Here is a 23,927-nt window from a genome sequence, read left to right as displayed (position 1 = left end):
GGTGAACTGACTCAGGCCGTGATCAGCAAATCAATGATGGAAGGGGATTCGATGTTCGATCCAAATGAGCTGTCTATCGAGATGGTGCAAATTCTCGATGAAAACGGGGGCGGAGATGAGGCGAAAATCGCAGCATTTTCTGATGACTGGCTGCTTAACGCCTACAAAGCGATGCGGCGGGCGCGCGTCATCGATGAGCGGCTGTTGCGCATGCAGCGGCAAGGACGGATTGGAACGTATGCGCCGTTCAGCGGCCAAGAGGCGGCGCAAGTCGGCAGCGCTCTTGCGCTCCGAAACGACGACTGGATTTTCCCGAGCTACCGCGAAGTGGCGGTCTGTTTGTTGCAGGGCATGCCGCTTGAACAGTTTTTCCATTACGTGCAGGGCCGCCTGTCGGGAAAGCGGATGCCGGATGGGGTGAACATTTTTCCGACGCAAATCATCATTGCCGCTCAGACGCTGCATGCCGTCGGCTGCGCGTGGGCATCGAAATTGAAAGGCGAGCCGCACGTATCGGTGGCTTATTTCGGCGACGGAGCGACATCGGAAGGCGATTTTCATGAAGCGATGAACTTTGCCGCGGTATACAACGTGCCGGTCATCTTTTTCTGTCAAAACAACCAGTATGCGATTAGCGTTCCGTACGCCAAGCAGACGGCGAGCCGAACGATCGCGCAAAAGGCGCTTGCCTACGGGATGAAAGGAGTGCTGGTTGACGGCAACGACGTGTTGGCGGTGTATGAAACGATGAAACAGGCGGTCGATGCGGCGCGCCGCGGGGAAGGGCCGATGTTGATCGAGGCGCTCACGTATCGGCTTGGGCCGCATACAACGGCGGACGATCCGACGAAGTATCGGCGGCCGGAAGAAGTCGAAGCGTGGCGGCGGAAAGATCCGCTCCACCGCGTGCGTGTGCTGCTTGCGCGGCGCGGGTTGTGGACGGAGGCGCAGGAAGAAGCATTCGTTGCGGAAGTGAACGCGGAAGTGACAGCGGCGTATGAGGCCGCCATTGCCAGCCCATCCGGTTCCATTGCCGATGTATTCGATTATGTGTACAGCGAGGCGCCGAAATTGCTTGCCGAGCAAAAAGCGGAAGTGATGCGGCGCAAGCAGGCAAAAGGGGTGAAATAAATGGCTGAATTGACGATGATCGAAGCGATCAATGAAGCGATGCGCCAAGAGATGGAGCGCAACTCGCGCGTCATCGTGCTTGGCGAGGATGTCGGCGAAAACGGCGGCGTCTTCCGGGCGACGGACGGGTTGCTGGAGCAGTTTGGCCCTGACCGTGTGTTCGATACGCCGCTGGCTGAATCCGGCATCATCGGCACGTCGATCGGGTTGGCGATCAATGGCATGCGGCCGATTGCCGAAATCCAATTTCTTGGGTTTGTGTATCAAGCGATGGACCAGCTCGCTGCGCAGGCGGCGCGCATTCGCTTCCGCTCCGGCGGGCGGTTTTCGTGCCCGATCGTCGTGCGCAGCCCATACGGCGGCGGGGTGCGGACGCCGGAGCTGCACTCCGATGCGCTGGAGGCGCTGTTTACTCATTCTCCGGGCTTGAAAGTCGTGATGCCATCCAATCCGTATGATGCGAAAGGATTGCTCATTTCCGCCATTCGCGACGATGATCCGGTGCTGTTTTTGGAGCCGATGAAGCTGTATCGGGCGTTTCGGATGGAGGTGCCGGAAGAACCGTACACGATTCCGCTCGGCCAAGCGCGGGTCGTGAAAGAAGGAGAAGATTTGACGATCATTACGTGGGGGGCAACCGTACCGCTTGTCACCAAACTGGCCGATGAGATGCGGACGAAAGGGATTGACGCGGAAGTGATCGATCTGCGCTGCCTTCAGCCGCTCGATATCGATGCCATCCTCGCCTCGGTCGAAAAAACGGGGCGGGTGATGATCGTCCATGAAGCGGTGAAAACGAGCGGATTCGGCGCCGAAGTGGCGGCCTTGATCAGCGAGCGGGCGCTATTCGCCCTCTCAGCCCCCATCGTGCGCGTCGCCGGGTATGACACGCCATACCCGGTGCCGTCGGTGGAAGATGATTGGCTGCCGAATCCAGCTCGTATCGCGGAAGGAATCGAAACGTTGCTGCGCTACTGACGGATGGGCTGCCCAGCGCCCGGTGATGGAAGGGGGCTGGTGCGGCCGGGCCATTCGATAGACAAAAGGGGGAGAGCGATGGGTGTATATGAATCGCTGCTGGAACTGATCGGCGATCGAGAGCGGGTGAGCCAAAACGAAACGGTGCTTGAGCACCATAGCAAAGGCATCGCCTACCATACGCCGCGCCAACCGGATGTCGTCGTGTTTCCAAAAACGGCGGAGGAAGTGAGCCGAGTGTTGGCGTTTGCCAACGAGCACCGCATCCCTGTGACGCCGTTTGGCGCCGGCACGAGTTTGGAAGGGCATGTCATTCCGGTTGAAGGCGGCATCAGCCTCGATATGACGCAAATGAATCACATTGTTGACATCCGACCCGACGATTTCCTTGCCATCGTTGAGCCGGGGGTGACGCGGTTGCAGCTCAATCAAGCGCTCAAGCCATACGGGCTGTTTTTCCCCGTCGACCCGGGGGCGGACGCGACGATCGGCGGCATGGCGGCAACGAATGCCAGTGGCACGAACAGCGTCAAATACGGCGTCATGCGCGATCACGTGCTCGGCCTTGACGTGGTGCTTGCCGACGGGTCGGTCATCCAAACGGGCAGCTTGGCGGTCAAATCGTCTGCCGGCTATCATCTTACCGGCTTGTTCGTCGGATCGGAAGGGACGCTAGGGATTTTTACCCGTCTCATCGTCCGCCTGCACGGCATTCCGGAGGCAACAACGGCCATCAAAGCGTGCTTTCCGACGCTTGAGGCCGCGGCGCAGGCGGCGTTTGCCGTGTTGAAAGCGGGCGTTGAGCCCGGAAAAATTGAGCTCGTGGATGAGGCGACGATCGCCGCGGTTAACGCATACAAACAGACGGATTATCCGGTAAAGCCGACGCTGTTTATCGAATTGAGCGGCAGCCGGGCAAGCGTGGACGATGGGACGGAACTCGTCAAAGAATTGTGCGAGTCCGAAGGCGCGGTTTCCTTTGTGGTCGAGACCGACTCGCTCGCTCGCGCCAAGCTGTGGGAAGCGCGCCACCATGCGGCGTTCGCCATTCAAGCCGCCTATCCGGGCAAGGCGATGCTCTCGACCGATGTGTGCGTGCCGTTGTCCGAGCTACCGGGGGCGATCGCCGATACGCGCCGGCTTGTCAACGAGCAGAACATGACCGCCGCCATTTTCGGCCATGTCGGCGACGGCAACTACCATACCGTGCTTGCTTTTGACCCGAATGATGCCGAGGAGATGGCGCGAATCGAGCAAGTGCATGCTCATATCGTCCGCTACGCCTTATCGCGCGGCGGCACGTGCACGGGCGAGCACGGCATCGGCATCGGCAAACGGACGTTTTTGCGCGAGGAAAAGGGCGATGCCGTAGGATGGATGAAGCGGCTGAAACAATTGTTTGACCCAAACGGCATTCTTAATCCGGGGAAAATTTTTTTGCCATAGCGGACGCTCTGCATCCCTGCCTGTTGGCGGGGATTTTTCTTTTGATCGGCGGGCGGTGCAAAGGAGAAATCCGCTAAGTGTTCCAACAACATAATTGTGAGTTTTTAGAGAATCTAATATTGTAATAAATGGATATGTTTTTCGGTTCTTCACCATTTTCTGTGATTTCCACTCAATCCTAGAAACATGTTAGCTGGATGAAATAGGTTCATCAGTCCAGATCCTTCTTCCGCATACAGACCACGAAGTGGGTAGAATGGAAACAGTCAAGTGCTTTCCTTGACGGGTTCCATTCTACCAACGATCATACCGATAGCGGAAGAAGGGAGCGTTTAGGTAGCCTGACTACCTGTAGTGTTCCCTGTACACTCCAGAAATACACGCAAACGAAACCGTTCCCGATTTCGATAGCCATATGCCCGGCGTTTGATGTTTTTGATCTTGTGATTCGTTCCCTCGATTCGGGCATTGGTATAGGGACACAAAAAGTAGGAAAGAATCGGCTCCTTCCACCTTTCAAGCGTGTTGGCTGCTTCCTGAAAAGAAGCAAAAGGGCTCTGTTTGGCTAACTGAATCCATTCTTCCAAGCGTTCCTTTGCTTCGTTATATCCATCGGTTCGGTAAAAATCCCGAAACAACTCTTTCAGATCATAGGCAATGGAAAGTACCGGATACTCCTCCAAGATATCGTCTCATCGATGCCGTTGGTCCTGACGAAGCTTTTCGCAGCCTTTTAAGAGAAGATATCGGGCCTTTTTCAAAGGGGAACATTCCTTTCTTGCTTGATCCAAGGCTTGTGTCACTTTTTGAACCACATGGTACTTATCGATGACAATCGAAGCAGATGGAAACAGGGCACGAACCGCCTTATGATAAGGTTCCCACATGTCAAGAATCACCGTTTGACCCCTTTCTTTCGACAGGACCTTTTGGCTCAACAAGTGGATAGCGGAGTCACATTGGCGATCGGCATGCATTCCCATGACGGATCCAGCTTTGGCATCCATCAATATGGTTTCATACTGATGTCCTTTTTTTACCGCGATTTCATCTAAGCTAAGCACCATTTCTTCTGGAGAAGATACCTCCGTCGCTGTTTGACGCTCTTTTGCTTTTTTTGATGCGATGGAGTAATAAATGCGTTCCAATGTTGTATATGGAATACAGTGCTTTCGGCTCACCTCTTGAATGGTGGAGCCTTCGCAAAGTTCATACAAGTACTCACAAAATCGATTAGTATAGTGTTGATTGGGTGCAATCGATTCCAAAGAGGCGGAAAACACTTGAGAGCAATTCCAACACCGATAGCGCTTTACCTTTACGAACAAGTACACAGGTTGATGGAAAATCGCCAAATCCCGTACTTTTCTTGTCCGTCTGTCGTGGACAGAGGAAGTGGCAAACCCACAATGAGGACAATGTTCCTGTGTCTCTGTTTTCTCTACATGAATCGCATAACCATAGGAATGAAGTTCTTGTTTAATCACTTTACATTCTGGCAATCCTAGTGGTATAGAAAGCACTTACGAGACCTCCTTCATGTTGATTTCACCGCTAACATGATTGCCAGGGTCTCGTCAGTGCTTTCTCTTTTTTGTCACTAAATTACAAAATTTGGTGAGGTTGTTCCAAAAGGACCGGGACGCCCTCTTTCGCCGCCATATATACGTACTGACTGCTTCTGCCGCACTATATGTTGTGTCTATCTTGAAAGAAGGCGACCTTTTGGGTCAGCCCCACCAAAACGTGTACTTGACAGACGGTGAACTTCTCTGAACAGGTGTAGGCAAAAAATGATTGATTTCCTGTTCTTTCGTAGATGCATAAGTAAGATGTGTATGAAAAAATCAAGTACAACTTTTGGTGAAGAGCCTTTTTTGTTTAGTCGTCAATTTATGTTAGCAAATTTGCTCATCTACAGAAATTTATGTTAAAATTTATTGATCTTTTTTCTCTTTTTTGTTATAGTTTTACATGGTATCGATACCATATTATTAATAAAAATATAAATCAAGGAGGTATTTTCCATGGTTCTTACTTATAGGATTGAGGTTTTAGAAAACGTCATTGCTCCTGGTAAAGGATCTATCCCCTATCAGATTGGATACTACACAGGCAAAGTAGTTAGCTGGATTATAACTTTCGGCGGTCTTTTTGATAATTAAAAAACGGTTTCAGCCATGTTTGCTGGTGTCTCAGTTTAATTTAAAGAACTTTTCTCCTAGGAGATTTTTTGGATGGATGTAAGAGACAATACATGCGAGGAGGGAAAAGATGATGAATTTTAAAGTTGAGTCGCTAGAGTCAGTTGTTGCTCCTGGTAAGTGGCAGATGATTAAAGATTTTATTAGAGGTTTTATCGACGGATTTTTCGGTTTATAATACTGTATTTAGGGAAGATTCCGTATTTTTGGAATCTTACCGATAAATTCAAAAAACGTTACTTGGTTTGGCGGGAGGTGAAAGACATTGACTATCGATATCAAAAACCTAGATATGAATGGTATAGAATTCATTCAATATAAAGATTACTTTATTATTAAACGATATGGTAAGTATTTTAGATTAGGCGTTCCAGAAGCTAACATGTTACAGGAACTAACAGTTCATCGAGATGTGCAAGCTGTGCTTAGTAAGTATAGAATAAACGAAGAGGATTTCAGTAAGTTTATACATGCTCTTGAGGAATGTGGTGTGGTTGGAGATGTGAAGAAGGAAAGAAAAAATATACTTTTCTATAGATTTAAGTTAATTAATCCAGATACATATCTTGATCTTATAGTTAATAAATTTTTAAGTAATAAAACAGCTAATAGGTTGCTGGGTACCGTCAAGAATTTTGTGTAATGTAAATGGGGTAGGGTTTCTCTGAAATGGATTTGAATTGATAGGGGACTGATTTTCTCCACACAGGAGACTGAATATTCAGTCTCCTGTGTGGACAGAGGAAATCCCCTTTCTTTGCTTATTTGTTTATTTACAATATTTGGTTAATTGTAGCGTTCTTCAAACATTCGTTGAAGGGCTTCATGCGCTTCGGCAAATCCTCGTAACTTTCGCCCTGCCCATTTCTCATTAAAATCTTGAATGGTCAAATACACGACTTTTTCAGCGGCTTCTAAACTGCTCAAACTGTTCATCGGCTTTAGGCGTTTCCGAATCTCCTTGATCGTTCGTTCGATGGCATTCGTCGTGTAAATCACACTTCGAATACTGCTTGGATAATCCATAAATGTAAGGAGGACATCCAACTCATTGGCCCAAGATTGAACTTCTCTTGGATATTTGCTGGACCATTTCGACTCAAACTGTTGAAACATCTGTAACGCTATCTTCTTATTCGGGGCGCGATAAATCAGTTTGAGATCCTCTGCCACTTCAAATTGATCTTTTTTCCGAACACGATGTAAGGTATTACGTACTTTGTGAACGACACAACGCTGCACATCGGCTTTCGGATAAACCGAGCGAAAAGCTTCCTCCAGCCCCGGAAGACCATCGAATACGCCCAGAAGCACTTCCTTGACGCCTCTTTGGTAGAGGTTTTGAAGAATTTCTTGCCATACATAGGCACTTTCTTGTCCTCCCACAAAGAAATCAAGAATTTCGCGATATCCTTCTTCGTTCACCCCTAACACCACATAAATGACTTCTTTCTCCACGGTTTCGCGACGAAGTTTTACGTATAAACCATCCAAATATAAGACCGAATAACGCTGATGTAGAGGACGATTGTGCCATTTCTCGATGTCTTCCTTCACGACATCGGTAATCCGGCTGATCGTCGCTGGAGAATAAGCATTTCCTAGAATTCGTTCGATAAACTTGCCAATTTCCCGTGTACTCATGCCACTTTGATACATCCTAATGATGGCTTCCTCCAGCCAGCCGGTGTGGCGTTGATAAGGGGCAAACAACTGTGTTTGAAATTCCCCGTTTCGGTCTCTTGGAACCAAAAGACCCTCAATCCGGCCATATTGCGTATCTAGATTTCGCTGATAGTAGCCGTTTCTCATATTCGGCGTTCCAGCCTGTTCGATTTCGAGGAAATGTTTGATTTCTTCCCGCATAATCAGCTCTAATTTTTCCTTCACAAACTGACGAATGACGCTTTCCAGTTGATTTGCCCAGTCGACATTCGGTATATTTCTTTTAGACATAGGTAGGGTACTCCTTTCTCTGGAATGTGTTTTTGTCCAAATCAGAGAATACCCTACCTTTTTTCTTTTGATCTAGTAAAATGCTTTACACAAAATTTTATACATCATCGGTTGCTGCTGATTTTTTCAGTATTGATTATTATGATGGGATTGATTGATCTTTTGAAAAATATTTCTCAAATTACATATGGCTTTTTTAGAGATTTTGTTTTCTTTGATCTCATAACTTTTTATATTGCTACAATTCTGGTTATTTTTTTACATGAACTAGGTCATGGTATAGCTTGTAAATATTTTGGAGGAAAAGTTGAAGAAATAGGCTTCTTGTTGATATTTTTCTCCCCTGCACTTTATTGTGATGTGAGCGGAATTTGGTCTTTCAAAGAGAAAAAGAAAAAAATAATTACTCTCATTGCCGGTGTTTACGTTCAGCTAATCATATTTTCTTTATGCTCCATTATTTATGATTTATATTTTGGACAGTCAACTTGGCTAGCGACATTTATTCTTTGGAATGTATTGATGATTTTTTCCAATATTTTGCCGTTCTTAAAATTGGACGGCTACTGGATATTATCGAACATTGTTGAGATACCTAATTTATACGAGAAATCTCTGAAGTTGGCTTTAGGAAGAGGCGAAGAAGTTCTTTTTGATGAAAGAGAGATTTTTAAGAAGAAGTTTATAAAAGTTTTCGGTATTCTGAATATAGTATTTGTATTTATGTCAGTAGCAGCAGGGTTTGTAGGTATATATTATGTGTCCATTAACATCGGGGGATATTTTCAATATGTAATTCTTTTCTTCGAAGGAATAACATATTTTTTAGTTTTGATATTTTTTGGGTTATTTCTTTATAAATTGTCTAAACAGAAATCTCTACGTTGAAAGGAATGGAAATCATTGATCATTCTGCAGAATATAAAAAAGTACTACAAATTAGGTAGTGAAAGCATTGAGGTGTTGAAAGGGGTTTCTCTGTATCTTCAAAAAGGGCAACTCATTTGTTTATTAGGGGAGTCAGGATGTGGAAAATCGACCTTATTAAATATTATTGGCGGTTTAGACTATGCGGATGAGGGAGAATACATTTTTCAATCGATAAATGTTCGGGAGTTCAATGAAAAGGAATGGGCATGCCTACGACGAGAAAAGATCGGGTTTGTGTTCCAAAGCTTTAACCTTATTCCCCATTTGAGCGCTCTAGAAAACGTAGAGATGAGCATGACTTTGTTAGGGAAATCGAAAGAAGAAAGAAAAAGAAGGGCGATAGAGCTTCTAAATATGGTAGGATTAGCAGATAAATTGAATTATCTCCCTAATCAGTTGAGTGGAGGACAAAAGCAACGTGTAGCAATAGCGAGAGCGCTAGCAAACGATCCAGACATTATATTAGCAGACGAACCAACGGGAGCATTAGACTCAGAAAACTCAGCACGTATAATGGAAATACTAAGGAAAATTTCACAACAGGGAAAAGTCGTGTTGGTTGTTACACATTCTCAAGAGTTAGTCTCATATGCAGATCGAATCATAAGGATGAGAGATGGGAAAATTATTGAAGATGAGGATGTTGCACATGCAGTAGAAGTTGAAGATGTGGATAAGTGGATAGGAAGCAAAGGCAAAAAACTAGACTTGCTTACCACCTGCAAACTGTCATTTCGAAATATAAAAAATAAAAAATGGAGAAATATTTTAACTGCTATAGGCGCATCAATCGGAATTTTTGGGTTATCTATCATTATGGCTTTAGGCAATGGTGTTAAAGAAAAGTTATCTAGTTCGATAGATGAAGCGACAGCAAAATCATCTTTAAGTGTAGCAAATGAACAGTTTGCGGTTTTGAATGAGAACGACATTGTCCGGTTGAGGGAAATCAAAGGAGTAAGGGACATCTATCCGTACAATCCATTTCAAATAAGTATGAAAACGAAAGAAGGAGCAAAAGCTACGTCATCAGCTGAGAGTTTGTCTCCTAGAAGATATGCTGAGGTCATATATGGGAAAAAATATATCGTGAAAGGAAGGTTTCCAGACGATCAAAGAGATGAAATTGTGCTACCTGAGCGCATAGCCAAAAAACTGTTTAAAGATTCGAAAGAGGCTGTTGGAAAAAATGTGTCACTTGTTGTACAGTTAATGTCTTTAAAAGAAATTTATCCGACAGTGAACGTTAATGCGACGGTAGTAGGGGTGGTAAAGAATAATTCGATCCCTCTGCTCGATACGGTAGGAATTTCTTATGGATTGTCACAGAAGATTATGAAAGAATCGATAGGCAATAGTACAAGTGCTCTATCTTTCACAATTATCCCATCGTCCATCAAGGATATAGCACCTTTAAAGAGTAAAATTAAGGAGATGGGATATAAAGTGCAGACAGATGAAGAAAGTCAAAATGAAATTAATGAGTATGTCTCCTTCGCAAGTATTGCATTGGGAATGTTGTCTGGCATATCGCTTATCGTTTCATCGATTATGATTGGCATCGTCTTATACGTGAGTGTTTTAGAGCGAACTCGAGAGATTGGCATTTTAAAAGCAATCGGTGCATTTCGTTCAGATATTCGCCGCGTATTTGTCACAGAAGGAATGTTGATCGGCATCATTGGAGGAGTATTCGGAATTTTAGGTTCAATCACAGTGGGAAAAGCAGCAAATTATGTTGTAATGACGGTAATGAAAAAGAGTAATTTGGACCTTTTCCAGTTTCGTTTTATTCAAGTTGTACTTCTTGTTCTGTTTAGCGGGCTGTTAGGTGTTTTAGCTTCTTTTGTCCCTGCAAATAAAGCAGCAAAACAACCTGCTGTGGAAGCATTGCGACATGAGTAAGAAATAAGATGTGGAGCGTGAAAATGATGAAGTGGATGAATATCGTATTTATTCTATCGGTCATTTCTTTTATTTTGTACAAGCTGGTTTCTAGGGAGACAATTAGCAATACGGCGTGGATCATTGCTACTTTTCTTGTCATCACTAATTTCATTGGTTTGATCAAGGGACGTAGAGAGAGTAGATAATTGTAATCCGTATGCATCCAAGTGCAGTGATTGATTCACCTCCAATGGTAGTATGAGAAGGCGAAAGCCGCCAACTCCTCTTTGATCACCAGAGGCCCATTGCTGTTTCGAATCGTCAAAGCCGCTCTGGCGGAAGCGGATGCCCAATCCGGTTCGCGCTGTGTGTCTGTTCACCGCATCGGAAAGCCTGCTAAAGGGGGCTGGAGGCCGCAAGCTGATCGGGCCGACGGGACAGGCGGTTTTTGTTTGAGTATGTGAAAGTCGTCCTGTTCAAGCCGCCGGATAGACGCATCCAACGCGCACTGGATCGCTTCCTCAATCCTGATCAGCGAAGGATTCTGCAGGGATTGGGCATGGATGAGAGCATTTACGTGCAACGTCATACGGCACGACAAGCGATGGCAGAAAAAGGATTGCCATCACTTGTCGTGTTGGTCAAACAGTGATTCTGAAATAAAAAATCCGCTGTTTCTACCTTGTTACGGTGCGAAATGTGAGTGAATAAACGTTTTGACCTTGTTCAAAAGGGAAATGTGAGCTGCCCAGCCGCTCTCGCTCTTGTAACATATCGTTACAATACAGAAACAGTTGTTTTTCGTTTTCCTTTTGTTACAACAGGGTGCCATGCCCTTTACTTTTGCCCTCAGGCGCGGTTTAGTAATAGTAGATGGAGCCAACAACAAGGCGATGGCGTTGCCGCAATCAGCAGAGTTGGGCTCAAACGGTTGGGTTGCTGTCCTTTCCGATCGTTTCCGTCTCTCGTCCTAGCAGTCGATACATTTCTTTCGCTAACCGTTCGAGCAAGTAGATGACCGGGAGCTGGGTTGTGACATCTGTCTGTCCGATCCGCTCCGCGGTGGCGTAATACGTCAAGTTATAGTCGGAGATGTTCGCGAGTGTGCAATGTTTCCGGTTGGTGATGCTGATGATCGTGCTCCCTTTTTCTTTCAAGCGGTGCACTTGGGCGAGCGTGTGCGGCGTTTCGCCGGACACCGACAAGGCGATCACGGCGCAGTTGTTGAAATAATGGCCGTAAATCGGAAAAAACGGATCCTTGATGTAGACGGAAAACTTTTGAAAGGCAGAAAAGTAGCGCGAGCCGTATTCGGCCAAAATGCCGGAGCTGCCGGAACCGACAAAAATGACTTGATCCGCTTGAGCGATCACGGCGGCAGCGGCAAAAATCGCCCGCTCGTAGTCGGCCGTCAGCGTCCGCTCGAAAAACTCCCGCAATGCTTCTTGGCTGCTGATGATTGACGTTCGTTCGTTTTCCCGCAAGTATAGCTTCCATTTCGTTTTGAACTCGCTGAACCCGTCGCAGCCGACTTTCTTGCAAAAGCGGAGCACGGTCGGCGGCGAGACATGGACGGCCTCAGCGAGCTCGCGAATGCGCATGTACGCGACTTCATGCGGATGTTTCATCACGTAATCGTAAATGGCATAATCCAACTCGGAAAACCGGGCGATTTGTTCGGGGGTAAACATGCCTACACCTCGCTTTTCAGAACAGGACGCGTGAGACCGGGCGATGGTCAACGGTTGCGTCATCTATTCATTATATCACGTCTAACACGGTGAAGGGGGAAGACGAGCATGGATAAACGATTGAAAATTGCGACCATTGGCGGCGGGTCGAGCTACACGCCGGAATTGGTCGAAGGGTTGATCAAGCGTTATCATGAATTGCCAGTCGGGGAATTGTGGCTTGTCGATATTCCGGAAGGCAAAGAAAAACTCGAAATCGTCGGCGCACTGGCCAAACGGATGGTCGAAAAAGCTGGCGTGCCGATCGAGATTCATTTGACGCTCGACCGTCGCCGGGCTTTGGAAGGTGCAGACTTTGTCACGACGCAGTTTCGTGTCGGCGGCCTAGAGGCGCGGGCGAAAGACGAGCGCATCCCGCTCAAATACGGGGTGATCGGCCAGGAGACAAACGGGCCGGGTGGATTGTTTAAGGGATTGCGGACGATTCCGGTCATTTTGGACATCATTCGCGATATGGAAGAGCTTTGCCCCGATGCGTGGCTGATCAACTTCACGAACCCGGCCGGGATGGTGACGGAAGCCGTCTTGCGCTACACGAAGCAGGAAAAAGTCGTCGGCTTGTGCAACGTGCCGATCGGCATGCGCATGGGCGTCGCCAAGCTGCTTGGCGTTGATGCTGACCGCGTGCACATTGATTTCGCCGGCTTGAACCATATGGTGTTTGGCTTGCATGTTTATCTCGACGGCGTCGAGGTGACCGACAAGGTAATCGACCTCATTGCCCATCCGGATCGGTCCGGAGTGACAATGAAAAACATCGTTGACCTCGGCTGGGAGCCGGACTTTTTGAAAGGGTTAAACGTATTGCCGTGCCCCTACCACCGGTATTACTATCAAACAGACAAAATGTTGGCTGAGGAGCTCGAGGCGGCGAAAACGAAAGGAACGCGCGCCGAAGTCGTCCAGCAGCTCGAAAAAGAACTGTTCGAGCTGTACAAAGATCCGAACTTGGCCATCAAGCCGCCGCAGCTCGAGAAACGGGGCGGGGCGTACTACAGCGACGCCGCTTGCAGCTTGATCAGCTCCATCTACAACGACAAGCGCGACATTCAGCCGGTCAACACGAGAAACAACGGCGCCATTGCCAGCATTCCGCCAGAATCGGCCGTTGAGGTCAACTGCGTCATCACGAAAGACGGACCAAAGCCGATCGCTGTCGGCGACTTGCCGGTCGCCGTGCGCGGCCTCGTCCAGCAAATCAAGTCGTTCGAGCGCGTCGCTGCCGAGGCCGCGGTCACTGGCGACTACCAAACCGCGCTCGTCGCCATGACGATCAACCCGCTTGTCCCGTCTGACACCATCGCCAAACAAATGTTGGACGAAATGCTGGAAGCGCATAAAGAATACTTGCCGCAGTTTTTCAAACAGACCAAAGCAGCGGCCGGGCGCTAAACGGCCGCTTCGAAAACGATGGACAAAGCTGCCTCGGCGACAGGCGGCTTTGTCATTTCATCGTGAAAAGCCGCACAATACAAGGGCTTTTTCCCATTCATATTCCCCTTATTCTAGGCCAAAATCAAATACCGCCGCCGCATTCTGCCCATTGCCATCTTCAGCTATGACGCCATCCGCGATGAACCGTCCTCGTTCACCATCCAGTTTCCGTTCCTAACCGTTGTTGATTTCCGTTTTCTGACCGTTGAACTGCGCAAGTTGCCATGGCGCGAGTACATTCGCCGCGACAACCCGGTCGCCGCCGCTCTGTTAAGCAAAATGGGGTATAATGAAAGTGAAAGAGTGGTTGTGAAAAAAGAATTTTTGCGCATGCTCGTCCGCTTGGAGCTTGACGAAGCGAAACAGCGGCTGTTGTTTGGCTTTTTTGAGACGTATTTGCGGTTGTCCGAACAAGAGGAGCTCGAATTGCGAAACGAGGTGAATGAAATGGAAACGAAGGAAGCGAAAAAAGTGATGGATCTCATCGTGTCGTACGAGCAACGGGGGATGAAAAAGGGGATTGAAAAAGGAATGGAAAAAGGAATGGAAAAAGGAATCGAAAAAGGCAAGATGGACGTTGCGAAACGGATGCTAGAGAAAGGATATGACGTGCCAACGATTTGTGAGTTGACCGGACTGCCAGTGGAGGCGGTGGAAAAGTTGAAAGAGTAAAAAGCGGAGGGGACGCTGTTCCGATGCAGCCAATCTGTTTTTTCACTCATTCTCCCATTGATGAAGGGAATCAGTGGTTTTTCACGGGCCTTCTAGGAGGCCGGTGATTTAATGCAAAATACTGCTGATTCCACCCATTTCTCAATTAGAGAAACCTCGTAGAATCAACTTTCTTTTCTGAATGAAAATACCGCCGATTCGTGTGTGACAGCGGTTTTTCACGGGCCTTCTAGGCTAGCGCCCCGACGTTCGTGTACAATGGCGGTAGGAGGGATCAAGATGCGCCATTGGTGGAAACGGCTGTTTTACGGGGGCGGCATCGCCGCGCTGTTTGCAAGCGCTTCCTTCACCGCCTATTGCGCTTGGAACGTGTATGCGTATCCAAAATCAGAGAAGGAACGGGTTCCGGAAACAACGAAAGAGGCCTATCATTTCGTGCTTGTGCCGGAGGAACTCGATAATGATTACTGGCGGCTCGTGGAAAAAGGAGCGAAAGCGGCGGCGAAAGAACTGGGGATTGACCTTGAGTATATCGGCCCGCGGCAGGCGAATATTGATGAGCATTTGCGCATTTTGAAAAAAGCCGCGGCGGCGAAAGTCGATGGGATCATCACCCAAGGGTTGACGGAAGCGGAATTTGTCCCAGTGATTAACGAAATCACGGACAAAAATATTCCTGTGGTGACGATCGATACGGATGCCCCGACGAGCCGACGTGTCGCCTATGTGGGAACGGATAATTATTATGCCGGTTTTCTTGCGGGACGAGCGTTAGCTGAGGATACGAAGGGCAAGGCGACGGTCGCGATTATTACCGGCAGTTTGACGGCGGCGCACCAACAGCTGCGAGTGCGCGGATTTGAGGATGCGGTGAGACAGGAAAAAGGCATCCGCATCGTTGCCATCGAAGAGTCGCACATTACGCGTGTGCAAGCCGCGGAAAAGGCGTATACGATTTTGAAAAAGCACCCGGATGTGAATGCGTTTTACGGCACGAGCGCGCTCGATGCGATTGGCGTTGCCAAGGTGGTCGAGCAGTTTCATCGGGAGCAAAAGACGTATATTATCGGTTTTGACACGCTTCCTGAGACGATCCGCTATTTGCAAAAAGGAACGATTGCGGCGACCGTGGTGCAGGAGCCGTATGAAATGGGATACAAGGCTGTCCAACTGATGGCCGAGATCGTCGCCGGGAAAGACGTGCCGGCGATGACGAATACGGAGACGAAAGTCATTCGGAAAAAAGACTTGCCGCTGCGCCCGGCGCGCAATTATGAGGTCAACACGCCATGAAGGTGCCTGCCAAGCCTCCGTCGGGAGAAGGCGGAAAGCGGAGAAAGGTTGGCGAACGCCGCCAAAGCATGAGAGATGGTCGGCCTTGACGTTCGACCACGTTCGGCTGGAAGCTTCCAGCGTCCCAGTCTCAGAACGTTGGGTGATCTACTTGACGTTCGCCACGTTCGGCTGGAAGCGGCAGGACGATGCAGGCGACAAAGCGCCGGTGACAGCGGGGTGGAATTCAGATGAACATTCGGACGAAGATGCTGCTTTGCTTTACCGTTTTTTTGCTTTTGCTGAACGGAGCGGTATTTCTTTTGTATGAGACGAGCGAAGAGATGATGAGCGATTATGATCAACGGATGCGCCGATTGTTGTTGCTCAATGAGGTGTCGCAGCGGGCAAACCGAATGATGGAACAGCTCAATGCGTACGTCTCGGAGAAAGAAGGACGGTATGCACGCGCTTATGAGCGGGAGTTCCGCTGGCTGCAGCAACGCTGCCGGCAGCTCGGCGCCATCTTGCCGGTGCTGTCCGACCGGCTGGCGGCGGAAAACTATGAACATATGATTGAAAGTTTGCTGGAGGAGGCGGCGCTGACCGTCTATCATTTTCAAGCTGGAAATATTGGCTTGTACTCGTCTCACTTGCATGAAACGATGAACATTGCGTCCTTTTTGCAAGAGGAAACGTTAAACTTGATTGACGATGAGCTGACGGCCTACCAACGGCGGTACGATGAAGTGGAGCAGCGCAACCGCTATTTCCGCTATATGGGAATGGGATTGTTTGTCACGACGTTGTTGCTTGGTGCCTTGCTGGCGGTGTTCTTTTCCGGCCACTTAACGAAGCCGATCATTCTTCTCTCGCGCGCTGCCCGATCCATCGCTGACGGGCGGCTGGACGGGCCGGATATTGAGCCGATGACCAACGATGAGTTGCGGCTGTTGACGATCACGTTTAATGACATGCGCCGCAATTATTGATTTTCTTATTTGTGTACGGGTTTATCGGCTGGACCGGGTATGTGTCGTTAAGCAACTGGAACTCCCTTGTGCCGGATTGGTCGTTTGCCGGGGTGAAAAACTATTTGTATTTGTTTCATGATTTCCGCTTTCAAGCCGACTTGCGCAATACGCTTGTGTTTACGGTGCTGTTTATCGCCGCCGTCATTGTGCTCGGCCAACTCCTTGCCATTTTGCTTGACCAAAAGCTGCGCGGCGAGTCGTTGTTTCGCAACATTTTCTTTTTCCCGATGGCCTTGTCCTTTGTCGTCACCGGGGTCGTATGGCAATGGCTGTTCAATCCGTCAACGGGCGTCAACTTGTTTTTAAAACCACTTGGCTTGGATGGAAAATGGTATACGGATACGAACATCTTGTTCGGATTTCATTGGGGCAAGATTGAATTTGGCATCCCGGTCGCCATCATTGCGGTGGTTGTGGCGGCTGTTTGGCAAATGACTGGCTTTGCCGTCGCGATGTATCTCGCCGGCCTGCGCGCCATTCCGGATGAGGTGCGGGAAGCGGCGCGGATGGACGGGGCGACCGAGTTTCAATTGTATTGGAAAATCATCTTGCCGCTCCTCCGGCCGATCACGGTCAGCGTCATCATCATTATGGCTCATATTTCGCTCAAAATTTTCGATTTGATTTACGCCATGACCGGGCCGGGGGCGAACTTTGTCACCGATGTGCCGGGCGTGTACATGTTTGAAACGACGTTCCGCGGCAACTATTATGCGAACGGAGCGGCGATCGCCATGGTGATGCTGCTATCGGTGGCCATCTTTATTGTTCCGTACCTTATCTCGAGCCGCAAGGGGGGATCGTGATGGCGAGATCCGTATGGGCCCGGCCGTTTTTGTATGCGCTGGCCGTTGCCATGAGCGTGTTTTTCCTCATGCCGGTGTATGTCATGGTCATCACGAGCTTGAAGCCGCTTGATGAAGTGACATTGGCCGATATGTGGAAGCTCCCGTCGACCATCGATTGGAGCAGCTACGCCACAGCGTTTGACAAACTCGCCCCAAACTTTTGGAATTCGCTGCTGCTCGTCGTACCGGCGACGTTGTTGTCCGCGCTGCTGGGGGCGCTCAACGGCTACGTGCTTTCGAAATGGAAATTTAAGGGGGCAGATACGCTTTTTACGCTTATTTTGTTCGGAATGTTCATTCCGTATCAAAGCATTCTCATCCCGCTGATCCAATTTTTGCGCGAAATCGGGCTGTACAACACGATTCCAGGACTTGTGTTCGTTCATGTCGTCTACGGCATTCCGATCACCACGCTGATGTTTCGGAATTTCTACGCCGCGATTCCTGATGAAATGATTGAGTCGGCGAAAATCGACGGCGCTGGGTTTGTCCGTATTTTTCGTTATATTATGCTCCCCTTGTCCATCACTGGATTTGTCGTCGTGGCGATCTGGCAGTTTACAAACATTTGGAACGAGTTTTTGTTCGCCGTGACGATCACGACATCGGACAAACAGCCGATCATGGTCGCCTTGCAAAACTTATCCGGCAGCCAAATCGTGCAATGGAACGTGCAAATGGCGGGAGCCCTGTTGGCAGCGCTGCCGACCTTGCTTGTGTACATTTTCCTTGGCAAATATTTTGTTCGTGGGTTGTTGGCTGGTTCGGTGAAGGGTTGAACGGGCGAAAAACGGAAAACGTCTCCGTCAAGCCGCCATCATGGCGGCTTTTCTCTTTTGTCTTGTAGAATAGTTGAGCCTTGAGGGTGAGGGAGGCGATCGCTTCGCAGCGCTACACGCAGCCGGCGTTTCCCGAGCGCATGTTCCTTTATGTCAGCGATTGTTTCGAAAATACCGCCGCCGCATTCTGCCCATTGCCATCTTCAGCTATGACACCATCCGCAATGAACCGTCCTCGTTCACCATCCAGTTTTCGTTCCTAACCGTTGTTGGTTTCCATTTTCTTACCGTTGAACTGCGCAAGTTGCCATGGCGTGAGTACATTCGCCGCGACAACCCGGTCGCGGTCGCTCTGGTAAGCAAAATGGGGGATGATGAAAGTGAAAGAGTGGCCGCGGTGTCTTTGTTCCGGCCCTTGCCGGTATTGCGTTAAGAATGCTTGATATTGCCGGTGGATGGTGTGCTCTTTTCTCTTCCATGCCTCCTGCTTGCCAGCTGATTGGTGGAGTAGGGCAGCGATAGGGAACGTTGACGGTCATGCAAAAGCGTGGTAAGATAACATAAAAACATACTATTCATATTTATTTACTATGAATTAAAGGATGGGTGAAAGGGGAGAGAGCAGTTGATTCGATTCCAGTATATTGAGAGCGGAGGGGAACGCTTGGCGGTTTCGATTCATGATCCAGCTGTGTCGGTTGATCGTGATGATGTGCCTGTTGTTGTCATTTGTCATGGGTTTATCGGTACGAGGATTGGTGTGGATCGGTTGTTTGTCCAAGCAGCGGAACGATTTGCTTCGGCCGGAGTCGGAGTCGTCCGTTTTGATTATGCTGGTTGTGGGGAGAGCAGTGGAGAATATGGAAAAAACCGATTTGATGATTTCATTCGACAAACGAGAGATGTCATTCGTACAGTGGAACAATTTCCGTCGTTTCAGCGTCGGCCGCTTGTGCTTCTCGGCCATAGTTTGGGAGGGGCGGTGGCGACGGTCACAGCTGCATTGGATCGGCGAGTCGAACGATTGGTGCTTTGGGCGCCTGTTGCGTATCCACATGCAGATATTGTCCGCATTGCCACAGATGGGTATGGCCGCTCGGATGGTGAAACGATTGAGTACCGCGGATATCGATTGTCCCCTTCCTTTTTCACTTCGCTCGTTGACATCGACCCGTTGCAGGCGGCGAAACAGTTTCCGGGTGATGTCCTCCTTGTCCATGGAATAGCCGATCAAGAAATTCCTGTCACGTATGCAGATGTCTATGGGGAAGCATTCGGGCAACGAGCCGATTCACGATTTGCCAAACAAGTCATCCCAGAAGCGGATCACACGTTTTCTTCCGTCTCCGCGCGAGAACAGTTGCTGCAGATCACGACGGCTTGGCTTTTCCAACGTGCGGTGGTCGTCTAGCAAGGGAAGGTGCCCACGAACGAGCGGGCACCTTATCATTTCGAATGTCTGTGCTGTCGTTATTCTGATCTTCTCGTTGAAGCGGCGGACTTGGTCGCGAAAGAAGACGGCTGTCCTAGAGCTAGCCGTCTGTTCGTGAGCCGATCGGGCGGAACGCGGCAGCGGGATGATCATGCGCCAGGCGCGGGCCGTTCCCGAATAGCTTCTCCCGCATGGTTCCAGGGGTGTAGGCGGTTTTGTATAGACCGCGTCGTTGCAGGATGGGAACGACATATTCAATGAAATCGTCCAAATCTTTGGGCGTGATCAGATGGGTTAAATTGAATCCATCCACCCCCGAGCGCCGAGCTCGCTCTTCGATGGCGTCGGCGACCTGTATCGGGTTGCCGATTATGACGGATTCCCGTGTGAGCGTTCCGGCTTTTTGAAGCGCCTCACCGATCGTTAGCGGTTTTGTGGCGTCTTTTGTTAATGAAGCAGCTTTGTAGTGTCCATGATCCGTGGCGCGGAACAAGAACGGTTCATCGGCTGGCTTGGCTTCATATTCAGCCAAGTCATAGCCGCTCGCCCCGCTGAATTGGGCTTTGGCGGCGTCCATGCTCCATAGGCGGCGCAATTGTTCATATTTTGCTTCCGCTTGCTCCGTCGTTTTGGCGACAATGACCGTTAAAAAGGTGAAAAATTTCAGTTGTTGCGGATCTCTTCCGTATCGCTCGGCTCGTTGGCGAATGTCTTGAATGTAGAATGACAGCCGTTCGGGGGACGGAGCGCCGACGAAAACACACTCCGCGTGTTTGGCCGCGAACGCCCTCCCGCGTTCGGATGAACCAGCTTGGTACAACACTGGCGTGCGTTGCGGGGAAGGCTCGCATAAATGCGGACCTTCGACAGAGAAAAAGGCGCCGTGATGGTTGATCGGATGAATTTTGCCAGGATCAATCAACACGCCTGTCTCGCGATCTTCGAGGAAGGCACCTTCTTCCCAGCTTCCCTCCCACAACTTATAAGTCACTTCCAAACACTCATCCGCGACCTCATATCTCTGATCATGGGCGATCATTCTCTCCAATCCAAAGTTTTTGGCCGCATTGGGCAAATAAGAGGTGACAATATTCCACGCGATGCGGCCGTTTGTCAGATGGTCCAGCGTGGAAAATCGCCTTGCGATATGGAACGGGTGCTCATAAGTGGTGCTTGCCGTTAACACGAATGAAAGATGGGTCGTGACGCTCGCCATGACTGGAATGATTAAGGAAGCGTCGTTTAGTGGAAATTGCATCCCGTCGCGAATCGATGGATCTTTGCTTTGTCGATACGTGTCGTACACCCCGAGCACATCAGCAAAGAAAACAGCGTCAAACAGCCCGGCTTCGAGGCGCTTAGCCATTTCGATCCAGTAGTGGAGCTCTTTGTAGCGGCGGTGGCGCTCGCTGTCGGGATGCTTCCATAAACCGTGGGCATTATGCATCGCGCTTGCCATCTCAAAGGCATTGAATAATAGGGGTTGATCCATCAATTTGTCCTCCTTTCAAGACTGGCGGCTCTCGTGATGACGAGCCGCCGGCTGCTATGGATCATTGTTTTTGGAACCAATCGGGCCATACGTATCCTTTGTACTTCGGATCTTCTTTGATCAATTTAGCGAATTCTTTCGATTTGTAAGCGGCGATCAAATCTTTGACAAAAGGTTTGTCTTTGTCCTCCGGACGGATGGTGACGACGATCAAGTAGTAATCAGGCGTTTTTTCTAAGGCGACGGCTTCGGTTAATTTTAACCCAGACGATAAGGCGAAGTTGCCGTTGATCAAGGCGTAGTCCACATCGCCCAACGCCCGCGGCAGTTGAGCGGGATCCAATGGTTTGAGAATGATGTTTTTGTGAAATTTGGCAATATCTTTTTCCGATGCTTTTGTCGGTTCGACATCTTTCTTTAGTTCTAAAAGGCCGAGCTGCTGCAGCATCGTTAGCGCCCGCGCTTGATTGACCGGTTCGTTCGGCAAGGCGATGGTCGTTCCGTCCCGAATGTCATCGAGGGACGTATGTTTTTTTGAATATAAACCGATTGGAACGGTCGGAATCGAGATCAAGGGCTGCAATTTCATTTGATGTGTTTTGGCGAAGTTTTCAAGATACATTTGGTTTTGAAACACGTTGGCGTCAATTTCTTTCTGATCTAGTGCGATATTGGGCTGCACGTAATCATTGAATTCAATTAATTTCACTTTGTATCCTTTCTTTTCTAGATAAGGCTGAATGGCTTCGCGGATTTGATCGCTGTATGGACCGGCGGTGGCGCCGATCGTGATCGTTTTCTTTTCCTCTTGTGCCGAGGAAGAGGATGATGAGCAGCCTGTTGCTCCGAAGATCAATACAATAAGGGCGAATAGAAAAGAAAAACGCTTCATGAACGATTCCTCCTCATAAAAAGGTTGGTCAATGCCGCAAAAAAAGGCAGCCATTATCGGTTGAAAGCGAGGCCAGTGTTGCTTGACGGAACAGGCGCTTCGCTCATGCGAAACGTTTATCGCTTATCGATCCAGCGGGCGATCGAGTCGCCGACAAACTGGACGACCTGCACTAAGCAGAGAAGAATGATAATCGTTGTAATCATCACCGTGTTGTCGTATCGATAATAACCAAAACGAATGGCTAGATCCCCCACACCGCCGCCTCCGACAATGCCGGCCATCGCTGAGTAGCCGATCAAGCTGATTGCCGTAATGGTGAGCCCATGGATGATGCCGGGAAGAGCATCGGACAGCAGAACATCTTTGATAATCATCCACGGAGTGGCTCCTACGGCGGTAGCAGCTTCAATCACGCCTTTATCGACTTCCCGCAAAGCGGTTTCCACAATGCGGGCGAAAAATGGCGTGGCGGCCACGGACAGCGAGACGGCCGCTGCTGTTGGACCAATGGTGGTGCCAACGAGCAGTTTTGTCAACGGTAGCAAGGCGACTAGCAAAATGATAAATGGGATCGAGCGGACGATGTTGATGAGAAAACCGAGAATGGTTTGCAGTGGTTTGTTTTCCCAAAACAAACCGCGATCTGTCACAAATAAGAGCACCCCAAGCGGAAGCCCGGCGATGACGGCGGCTAACAGAGAAATGCCCACCATGTACAACGTATCCCAGAACGCTTTTAATAGTTCTGGAGCCAGCGTTTCAAGCGGCACGATCGATCACCTCGACTCCTTTTGTCCGTTCGGCCATGTAGCGAATGGCGCGCTCGACTTCCTGTTCATCTCCGCTCAATTCTAACAGCAGCACCCCAAGCGGTGTGTCGTTAATGTACTCAATTTTTCCGTGCAAAATGTTCCCGCGCACACGGAATGTTTGCAGCGTGTCGGATAGGATGGCTTGTTCAGCGGCAGGCCCTTGGAACAAAATTCGCACTAACGTTCCGGTTCGCGCTTGAAGCAGACGTTCTGGAACATCTAGGCGCAGCACATGCTCAACGAACGAGCGGGTCAACGGCTGCTGCGGTTGGGTAAACAGATCGTATACGCGGCCGATTTCGACAATGCGGCCGTTTTGCATCACAGCGACACGGTCGCAAATTTCTTTAATGACTTCCATTTCATGCGTAATGACGACAATGGTAATGCCGAGTTCGCGATTAATTTGCTTGAGCAACTGCAAAATAGAAGACGTTGTCGCTGGATCGAGGGCGGATGTCGCCTCGTCGCACAACAGGACGGTCGGATTGTTGGCTAAGGCGCGGGCGATACCGACGCGCTGTTTTTGCCCTCCGCTTAATTGAGACGGATAAGCGTCACGTTTATCCAAAAGTCCAACCATTTCTAGCAGCTCGTGGACGCGAGTTTCGATTTCGGTTTTTGTCTTGCCTGCCGCCCGCAAGGCAAAGGCGATGTTTTCAAACACCGTTTTGGAACGAATTAAGCAAAATTGTTGAAAAATCATACCGATCTTCAATCGCGCTTCGCGCAATGCGGCTCCAGACAAGGCGGTGATGTCGGTGTCATCGACGATGATGCGGCCGGATGTCGGTCGCTCCAATAAATTGATGCATCGGAGCAAGGTGCTTTTTCCAGCGCCGCTATGTCCAATGATGCCAAAGATTTCTCCGCTTTGGATGGAAAGGGAAACATGGTCGACGCCGACCACTTCTTTCCGATGAACGTTGTAGATTTTCGTCAACTGTTCAATGTCAATCATGTCGTTCCTCCTT

18 protein-coding genes and 5 pseudogenes are annotated in these 23,927 nt (G+C 49.2%); 16 read left to right on the top strand and 7 right to left on the bottom strand.

Annotated features, from left to right (window positions below):
• Window positions 1-51 precede the first annotated feature (51 nt).
• From pdhA to NST29_RS16775, 3 genes are all read left to right on the top strand, one after another.
• Window positions 52-1,131 (top strand): pyruvate dehydrogenase (acetyl-transferring) E1 component subunit alpha, encoded by a 1,080-nt coding sequence (gene pdhA / locus NST29_RS16785; protein WP_033023309.1) that lies wholly within the window; start codon window positions 52-54, stop codon window positions 1,129-1,131.
• Window positions 1,132-2,109, top strand: coding sequence for an alpha-ketoacid dehydrogenase subunit beta (locus NST29_RS16780; RefSeq protein WP_033023307.1), 978 nt, complete (start codon window positions 1,132-1,134; stop codon window positions 2,107-2,109).
• 78 nt (window positions 2,110-2,187) lie between these two features.
• Window positions 2,188-3,555, top strand: coding sequence for an FAD-linked oxidase C-terminal domain-containing protein (locus tag NST29_RS16775; protein ID WP_033023306.1), 1,368 nt, complete (start codon window positions 2,188-2,190; stop codon window positions 3,553-3,555).
• A gap of 332 nt (window positions 3,556-3,887) precedes the next feature.
• On the opposite strand, the pseudogene NST29_RS16770 reads toward NST29_RS16775, so the two are convergent.
• A pseudogene (locus NST29_RS16770) lies at window positions 3,888-5,078 on the bottom strand (ISL3 family transposase).
• Between the two features lie 504 nt (window positions 5,079-5,582).
• On the opposite strand from NST29_RS16770, the gene NST29_RS16765 reads away from it, so the two are divergent.
• Together NST29_RS16765 and NST29_RS16760 are read left to right on the top strand one after the other, a co-directional pair.
• Window positions 5,583-5,720: a hypothetical protein gene (locus NST29_RS16765; RefSeq protein WP_324698749.1), complete on the top strand. Its 138-nt coding sequence runs from the start codon at window positions 5,583-5,585 to the stop codon at window positions 5,718-5,720.
• 304 nt (window positions 5,721-6,024) lie between these two features.
• Window positions 6,025-6,402: a hypothetical protein gene (locus tag NST29_RS16760; protein WP_339232467.1), complete on the top strand. Its 378-nt coding sequence runs from the start codon at window positions 6,025-6,027 to the stop codon at window positions 6,400-6,402.
• A gap of 143 nt (window positions 6,403-6,545) precedes the next feature.
• Here NST29_RS16760 and NST29_RS16755 read toward each other — a convergent pair whose 3' ends face one another.
• Entirely contained in the window at window positions 6,546-7,715 is a 1,170-nt protein-coding gene (locus NST29_RS16755) for an IS256 family transposase (RefSeq protein WP_014194791.1), read from the bottom strand.
• A 144-nt stretch (window positions 7,716-7,859) separates the two neighbouring features.
• On the opposite strand from NST29_RS16755, the gene NST29_RS16750 reads away from it, so the two are divergent.
• The 3 genes and pseudogenes from NST29_RS16750 to NST29_RS16740 form a co-directional block, all read left to right on the top strand.
• A complete protein-coding gene (locus tag NST29_RS16750; RefSeq protein WP_339232464.1) occupies window positions 7,860-8,603 on the top strand; it encodes a hypothetical protein in 744 nt (247 codons plus the stop codon).
• 15 nt (window positions 8,604-8,618) lie between these two features.
• Complete coding sequence (locus NST29_RS16745; protein WP_033018353.1) at window positions 8,619-10,550, top strand: ABC transporter ATP-binding protein/permease; 1,932 nt, start codon at window positions 8,619-8,621, stop codon at window positions 10,548-10,550.
• 378 nt (window positions 10,551-10,928) lie between these two features.
• A pseudogene (locus NST29_RS16740) lies at window positions 10,929-11,112 on the top strand (transposase); the annotation flags it as partial.
• 343 nt (window positions 11,113-11,455) lie between these two features.
• Here the strand turns inward: NST29_RS16740 and NST29_RS16735 are convergent.
• Window positions 11,456-12,223 carry a MurR/RpiR family transcriptional regulator gene (locus tag NST29_RS16735; RefSeq protein ID WP_033018358.1) on the bottom strand — a complete coding sequence of 256 codons (768 nt, stop codon included), beginning with the start codon at window positions 12,221-12,223 and terminating at the stop codon, window positions 11,456-11,458.
• A gap of 108 nt (window positions 12,224-12,331) precedes the next feature.
• Between NST29_RS16735 and NST29_RS16730 the strand changes: the two genes are divergently transcribed.
• The 8 genes and pseudogenes from NST29_RS16730 to NST29_RS16695 all read left to right on the top strand — a co-directional run bounded on the left by NST29_RS16730 (window position 12,332) and on the right by NST29_RS16695 (window position 19,733).
• Window positions 12,332-13,675, top strand: coding sequence for a 6-phospho-beta-glucosidase (locus NST29_RS16730; RefSeq protein ID WP_033018359.1), 1,344 nt, complete (start codon window positions 12,332-12,334; stop codon window positions 13,673-13,675).
• Window positions 13,676-13,783: 108 nt separating this feature from the next.
• Window positions 13,784-14,389: pseudogene (locus NST29_RS16725) on the top strand (transposase); the annotation flags it as partial.
• 279 nt (window positions 14,390-14,668) lie between these two features.
• A complete protein-coding gene (locus NST29_RS16720) occupies window positions 14,669-15,682 on the top strand; it encodes a sugar-binding protein (RefSeq protein WP_033018361.1) in 1,014 nt (337 codons plus the stop codon).
• A 230-nt stretch (window positions 15,683-15,912) separates the two neighbouring features.
• Complete coding sequence (locus NST29_RS16715; RefSeq protein WP_051985048.1) at window positions 15,913-16,653, top strand: HAMP domain-containing protein; 741 nt, start codon at window positions 15,913-15,915, stop codon at window positions 16,651-16,653.
• Window positions 16,647-17,501 (top strand): annotated as a pseudogene (locus tag NST29_RS16710) (sugar ABC transporter permease); the annotation flags it as partial. The gene NST29_RS16715 and the pseudogene NST29_RS16710, both read left to right, overlap by 7 nt.
• A complete protein-coding gene (locus tag NST29_RS16705; RefSeq protein ID WP_033842966.1) occupies window positions 17,501-18,322 on the top strand; it encodes a carbohydrate ABC transporter permease in 822 nt (273 codons plus the stop codon). The pseudogene NST29_RS16710 and the gene NST29_RS16705, both read left to right, overlap by 1 nt.
• A 107-nt stretch (window positions 18,323-18,429) precedes the next feature.
• Window positions 18,430-18,713, top strand: a pseudogene (locus NST29_RS16700) (transposase); the annotation flags it as partial.
• 234 nt (window positions 18,714-18,947) lie between these two features.
• On the top strand, window positions 18,948-19,733 hold the full coding sequence (locus NST29_RS16695; RefSeq protein ID WP_081897157.1) for an alpha/beta fold hydrolase: 786 nt from the start codon (window positions 18,948-18,950) through the stop codon (window positions 19,731-19,733).
• A 121-nt stretch (window positions 19,734-19,854) separates the two neighbouring features.
• Here NST29_RS16695 and NST29_RS16690 read toward each other — a convergent pair whose 3' ends face one another.
• From NST29_RS16690 to NST29_RS16675, 4 genes are all read right to left on the bottom strand, one after another.
• A complete protein-coding gene (locus tag NST29_RS16690; RefSeq protein WP_033842967.1) occupies window positions 19,855-21,246 on the bottom strand; it encodes an LLM class flavin-dependent oxidoreductase in 1,392 nt (463 codons plus the stop codon).
• Between the two features lie 61 nt (window positions 21,247-21,307).
• Window positions 21,308-22,138 (bottom strand): MetQ/NlpA family ABC transporter substrate-binding protein, encoded by an 831-nt coding sequence (locus NST29_RS16685; RefSeq protein ID WP_033018366.1) that lies wholly within the window; start codon window positions 22,136-22,138, stop codon window positions 21,308-21,310.
• Window positions 22,139-22,254: 116 nt separating this feature from the next.
• Window positions 22,255-22,911 (bottom strand): methionine ABC transporter permease, encoded by a 657-nt coding sequence (locus tag NST29_RS16680; protein WP_033018368.1) that lies wholly within the window; start codon window positions 22,909-22,911, stop codon window positions 22,255-22,257.
• A complete protein-coding gene (locus NST29_RS16675) occupies window positions 22,901-23,914 on the bottom strand; it encodes a methionine ABC transporter ATP-binding protein (RefSeq protein WP_033018369.1) in 1,014 nt (337 codons plus the stop codon). The genes NST29_RS16680 and NST29_RS16675 overlap by 11 nt, the downstream gene beginning before the upstream one ends.
• Window positions 23,915-23,927 lie beyond the last annotated feature (13 nt).

This window comes from Geobacillus sp. FSL W8-0026 (assembly GCF_037966255.1).
In the GTDB taxonomy this organism is placed as follows: Bacteria; Bacillota; Bacilli; order Bacillales; family Anoxybacillaceae; genus Geobacillus; species Geobacillus icigianus.
The sequence above is the reverse complement of the archived record's forward strand: the minus strand, read 5'-3'. Positions and strand labels throughout refer to the sequence as shown.

Bases quoted from the DNA above. Each gene is read 5' to 3' on its own strand.
- NST29_RS16705 (WP_033842966.1), top strand. From the start codon at position 17,501: ATGGCGAGATCCGTATGGGCCCGGCCGTTTTTGTATGCGCTGGCCGTT.
- NST29_RS16750 (WP_339232464.1), top strand. From the start codon at position 7,860: ATGGGATTGATTGATCTTTTGAAAAATATTTCTCAAATTACATATGGC.
- NST29_RS16730 (WP_033018359.1), top strand. From the start codon at position 12,332: ATGGATAAACGATTGAAAATTGCGACCATTGGCGGCGGGTCGAGCTAC.
- pdhA (WP_033023309.1), top strand. From the start codon at position 52: ATGTTCGATCCAAATGAGCTGTCTATCGAGATGGTGCAAATTCTCGAT.
- NST29_RS16755 (WP_014194791.1), bottom strand. From the start codon at position 7,715: ATGTCTAAAAGAAATATACCGAATGTCGACTGGGCAAATCAACTGGAA.
- NST29_RS16685 (WP_033018366.1), bottom strand. From the start codon at position 22,138: ATGAAGCGTTTTTCTTTTCTATTCGCCCTTATTGTATTGATCTTCGGA.
- NST29_RS16775 (WP_033023306.1), top strand. From the start codon at position 2,188: ATGGGTGTATATGAATCGCTGCTGGAACTGATCGGCGATCGAGAGCGG.
- NST29_RS16675 (WP_033018369.1), bottom strand. From the start codon at position 23,914: ATGATTGACATTGAACAGTTGACGAAAATCTACAACGTTCATCGGAAA.
- NST29_RS16715 (WP_051985048.1), top strand. From the start codon at position 15,913: ATGAACATTCGGACGAAGATGCTGCTTTGCTTTACCGTTTTTTTGCTT.
- NST29_RS16780 (WP_033023307.1), top strand. From the start codon at position 1,132: ATGGCTGAATTGACGATGATCGAAGCGATCAATGAAGCGATGCGCCAA.
- NST29_RS16690 (WP_033842967.1), bottom strand. From the start codon at position 21,246: ATGGATCAACCCCTATTATTCAATGCCTTTGAGATGGCAAGCGCGATG.
- NST29_RS16720 (WP_033018361.1), top strand. From the start codon at position 14,669: ATGCGCCATTGGTGGAAACGGCTGTTTTACGGGGGCGGCATCGCCGCG.
- NST29_RS16735 (WP_033018358.1), bottom strand. From the start codon at position 12,223: ATGTTTACCCCCGAACAAATCGCCCGGTTTTCCGAGTTGGATTATGCC.
- NST29_RS16765 (WP_324698749.1), top strand. From the start codon at position 5,583: ATGGTTCTTACTTATAGGATTGAGGTTTTAGAAAACGTCATTGCTCCT.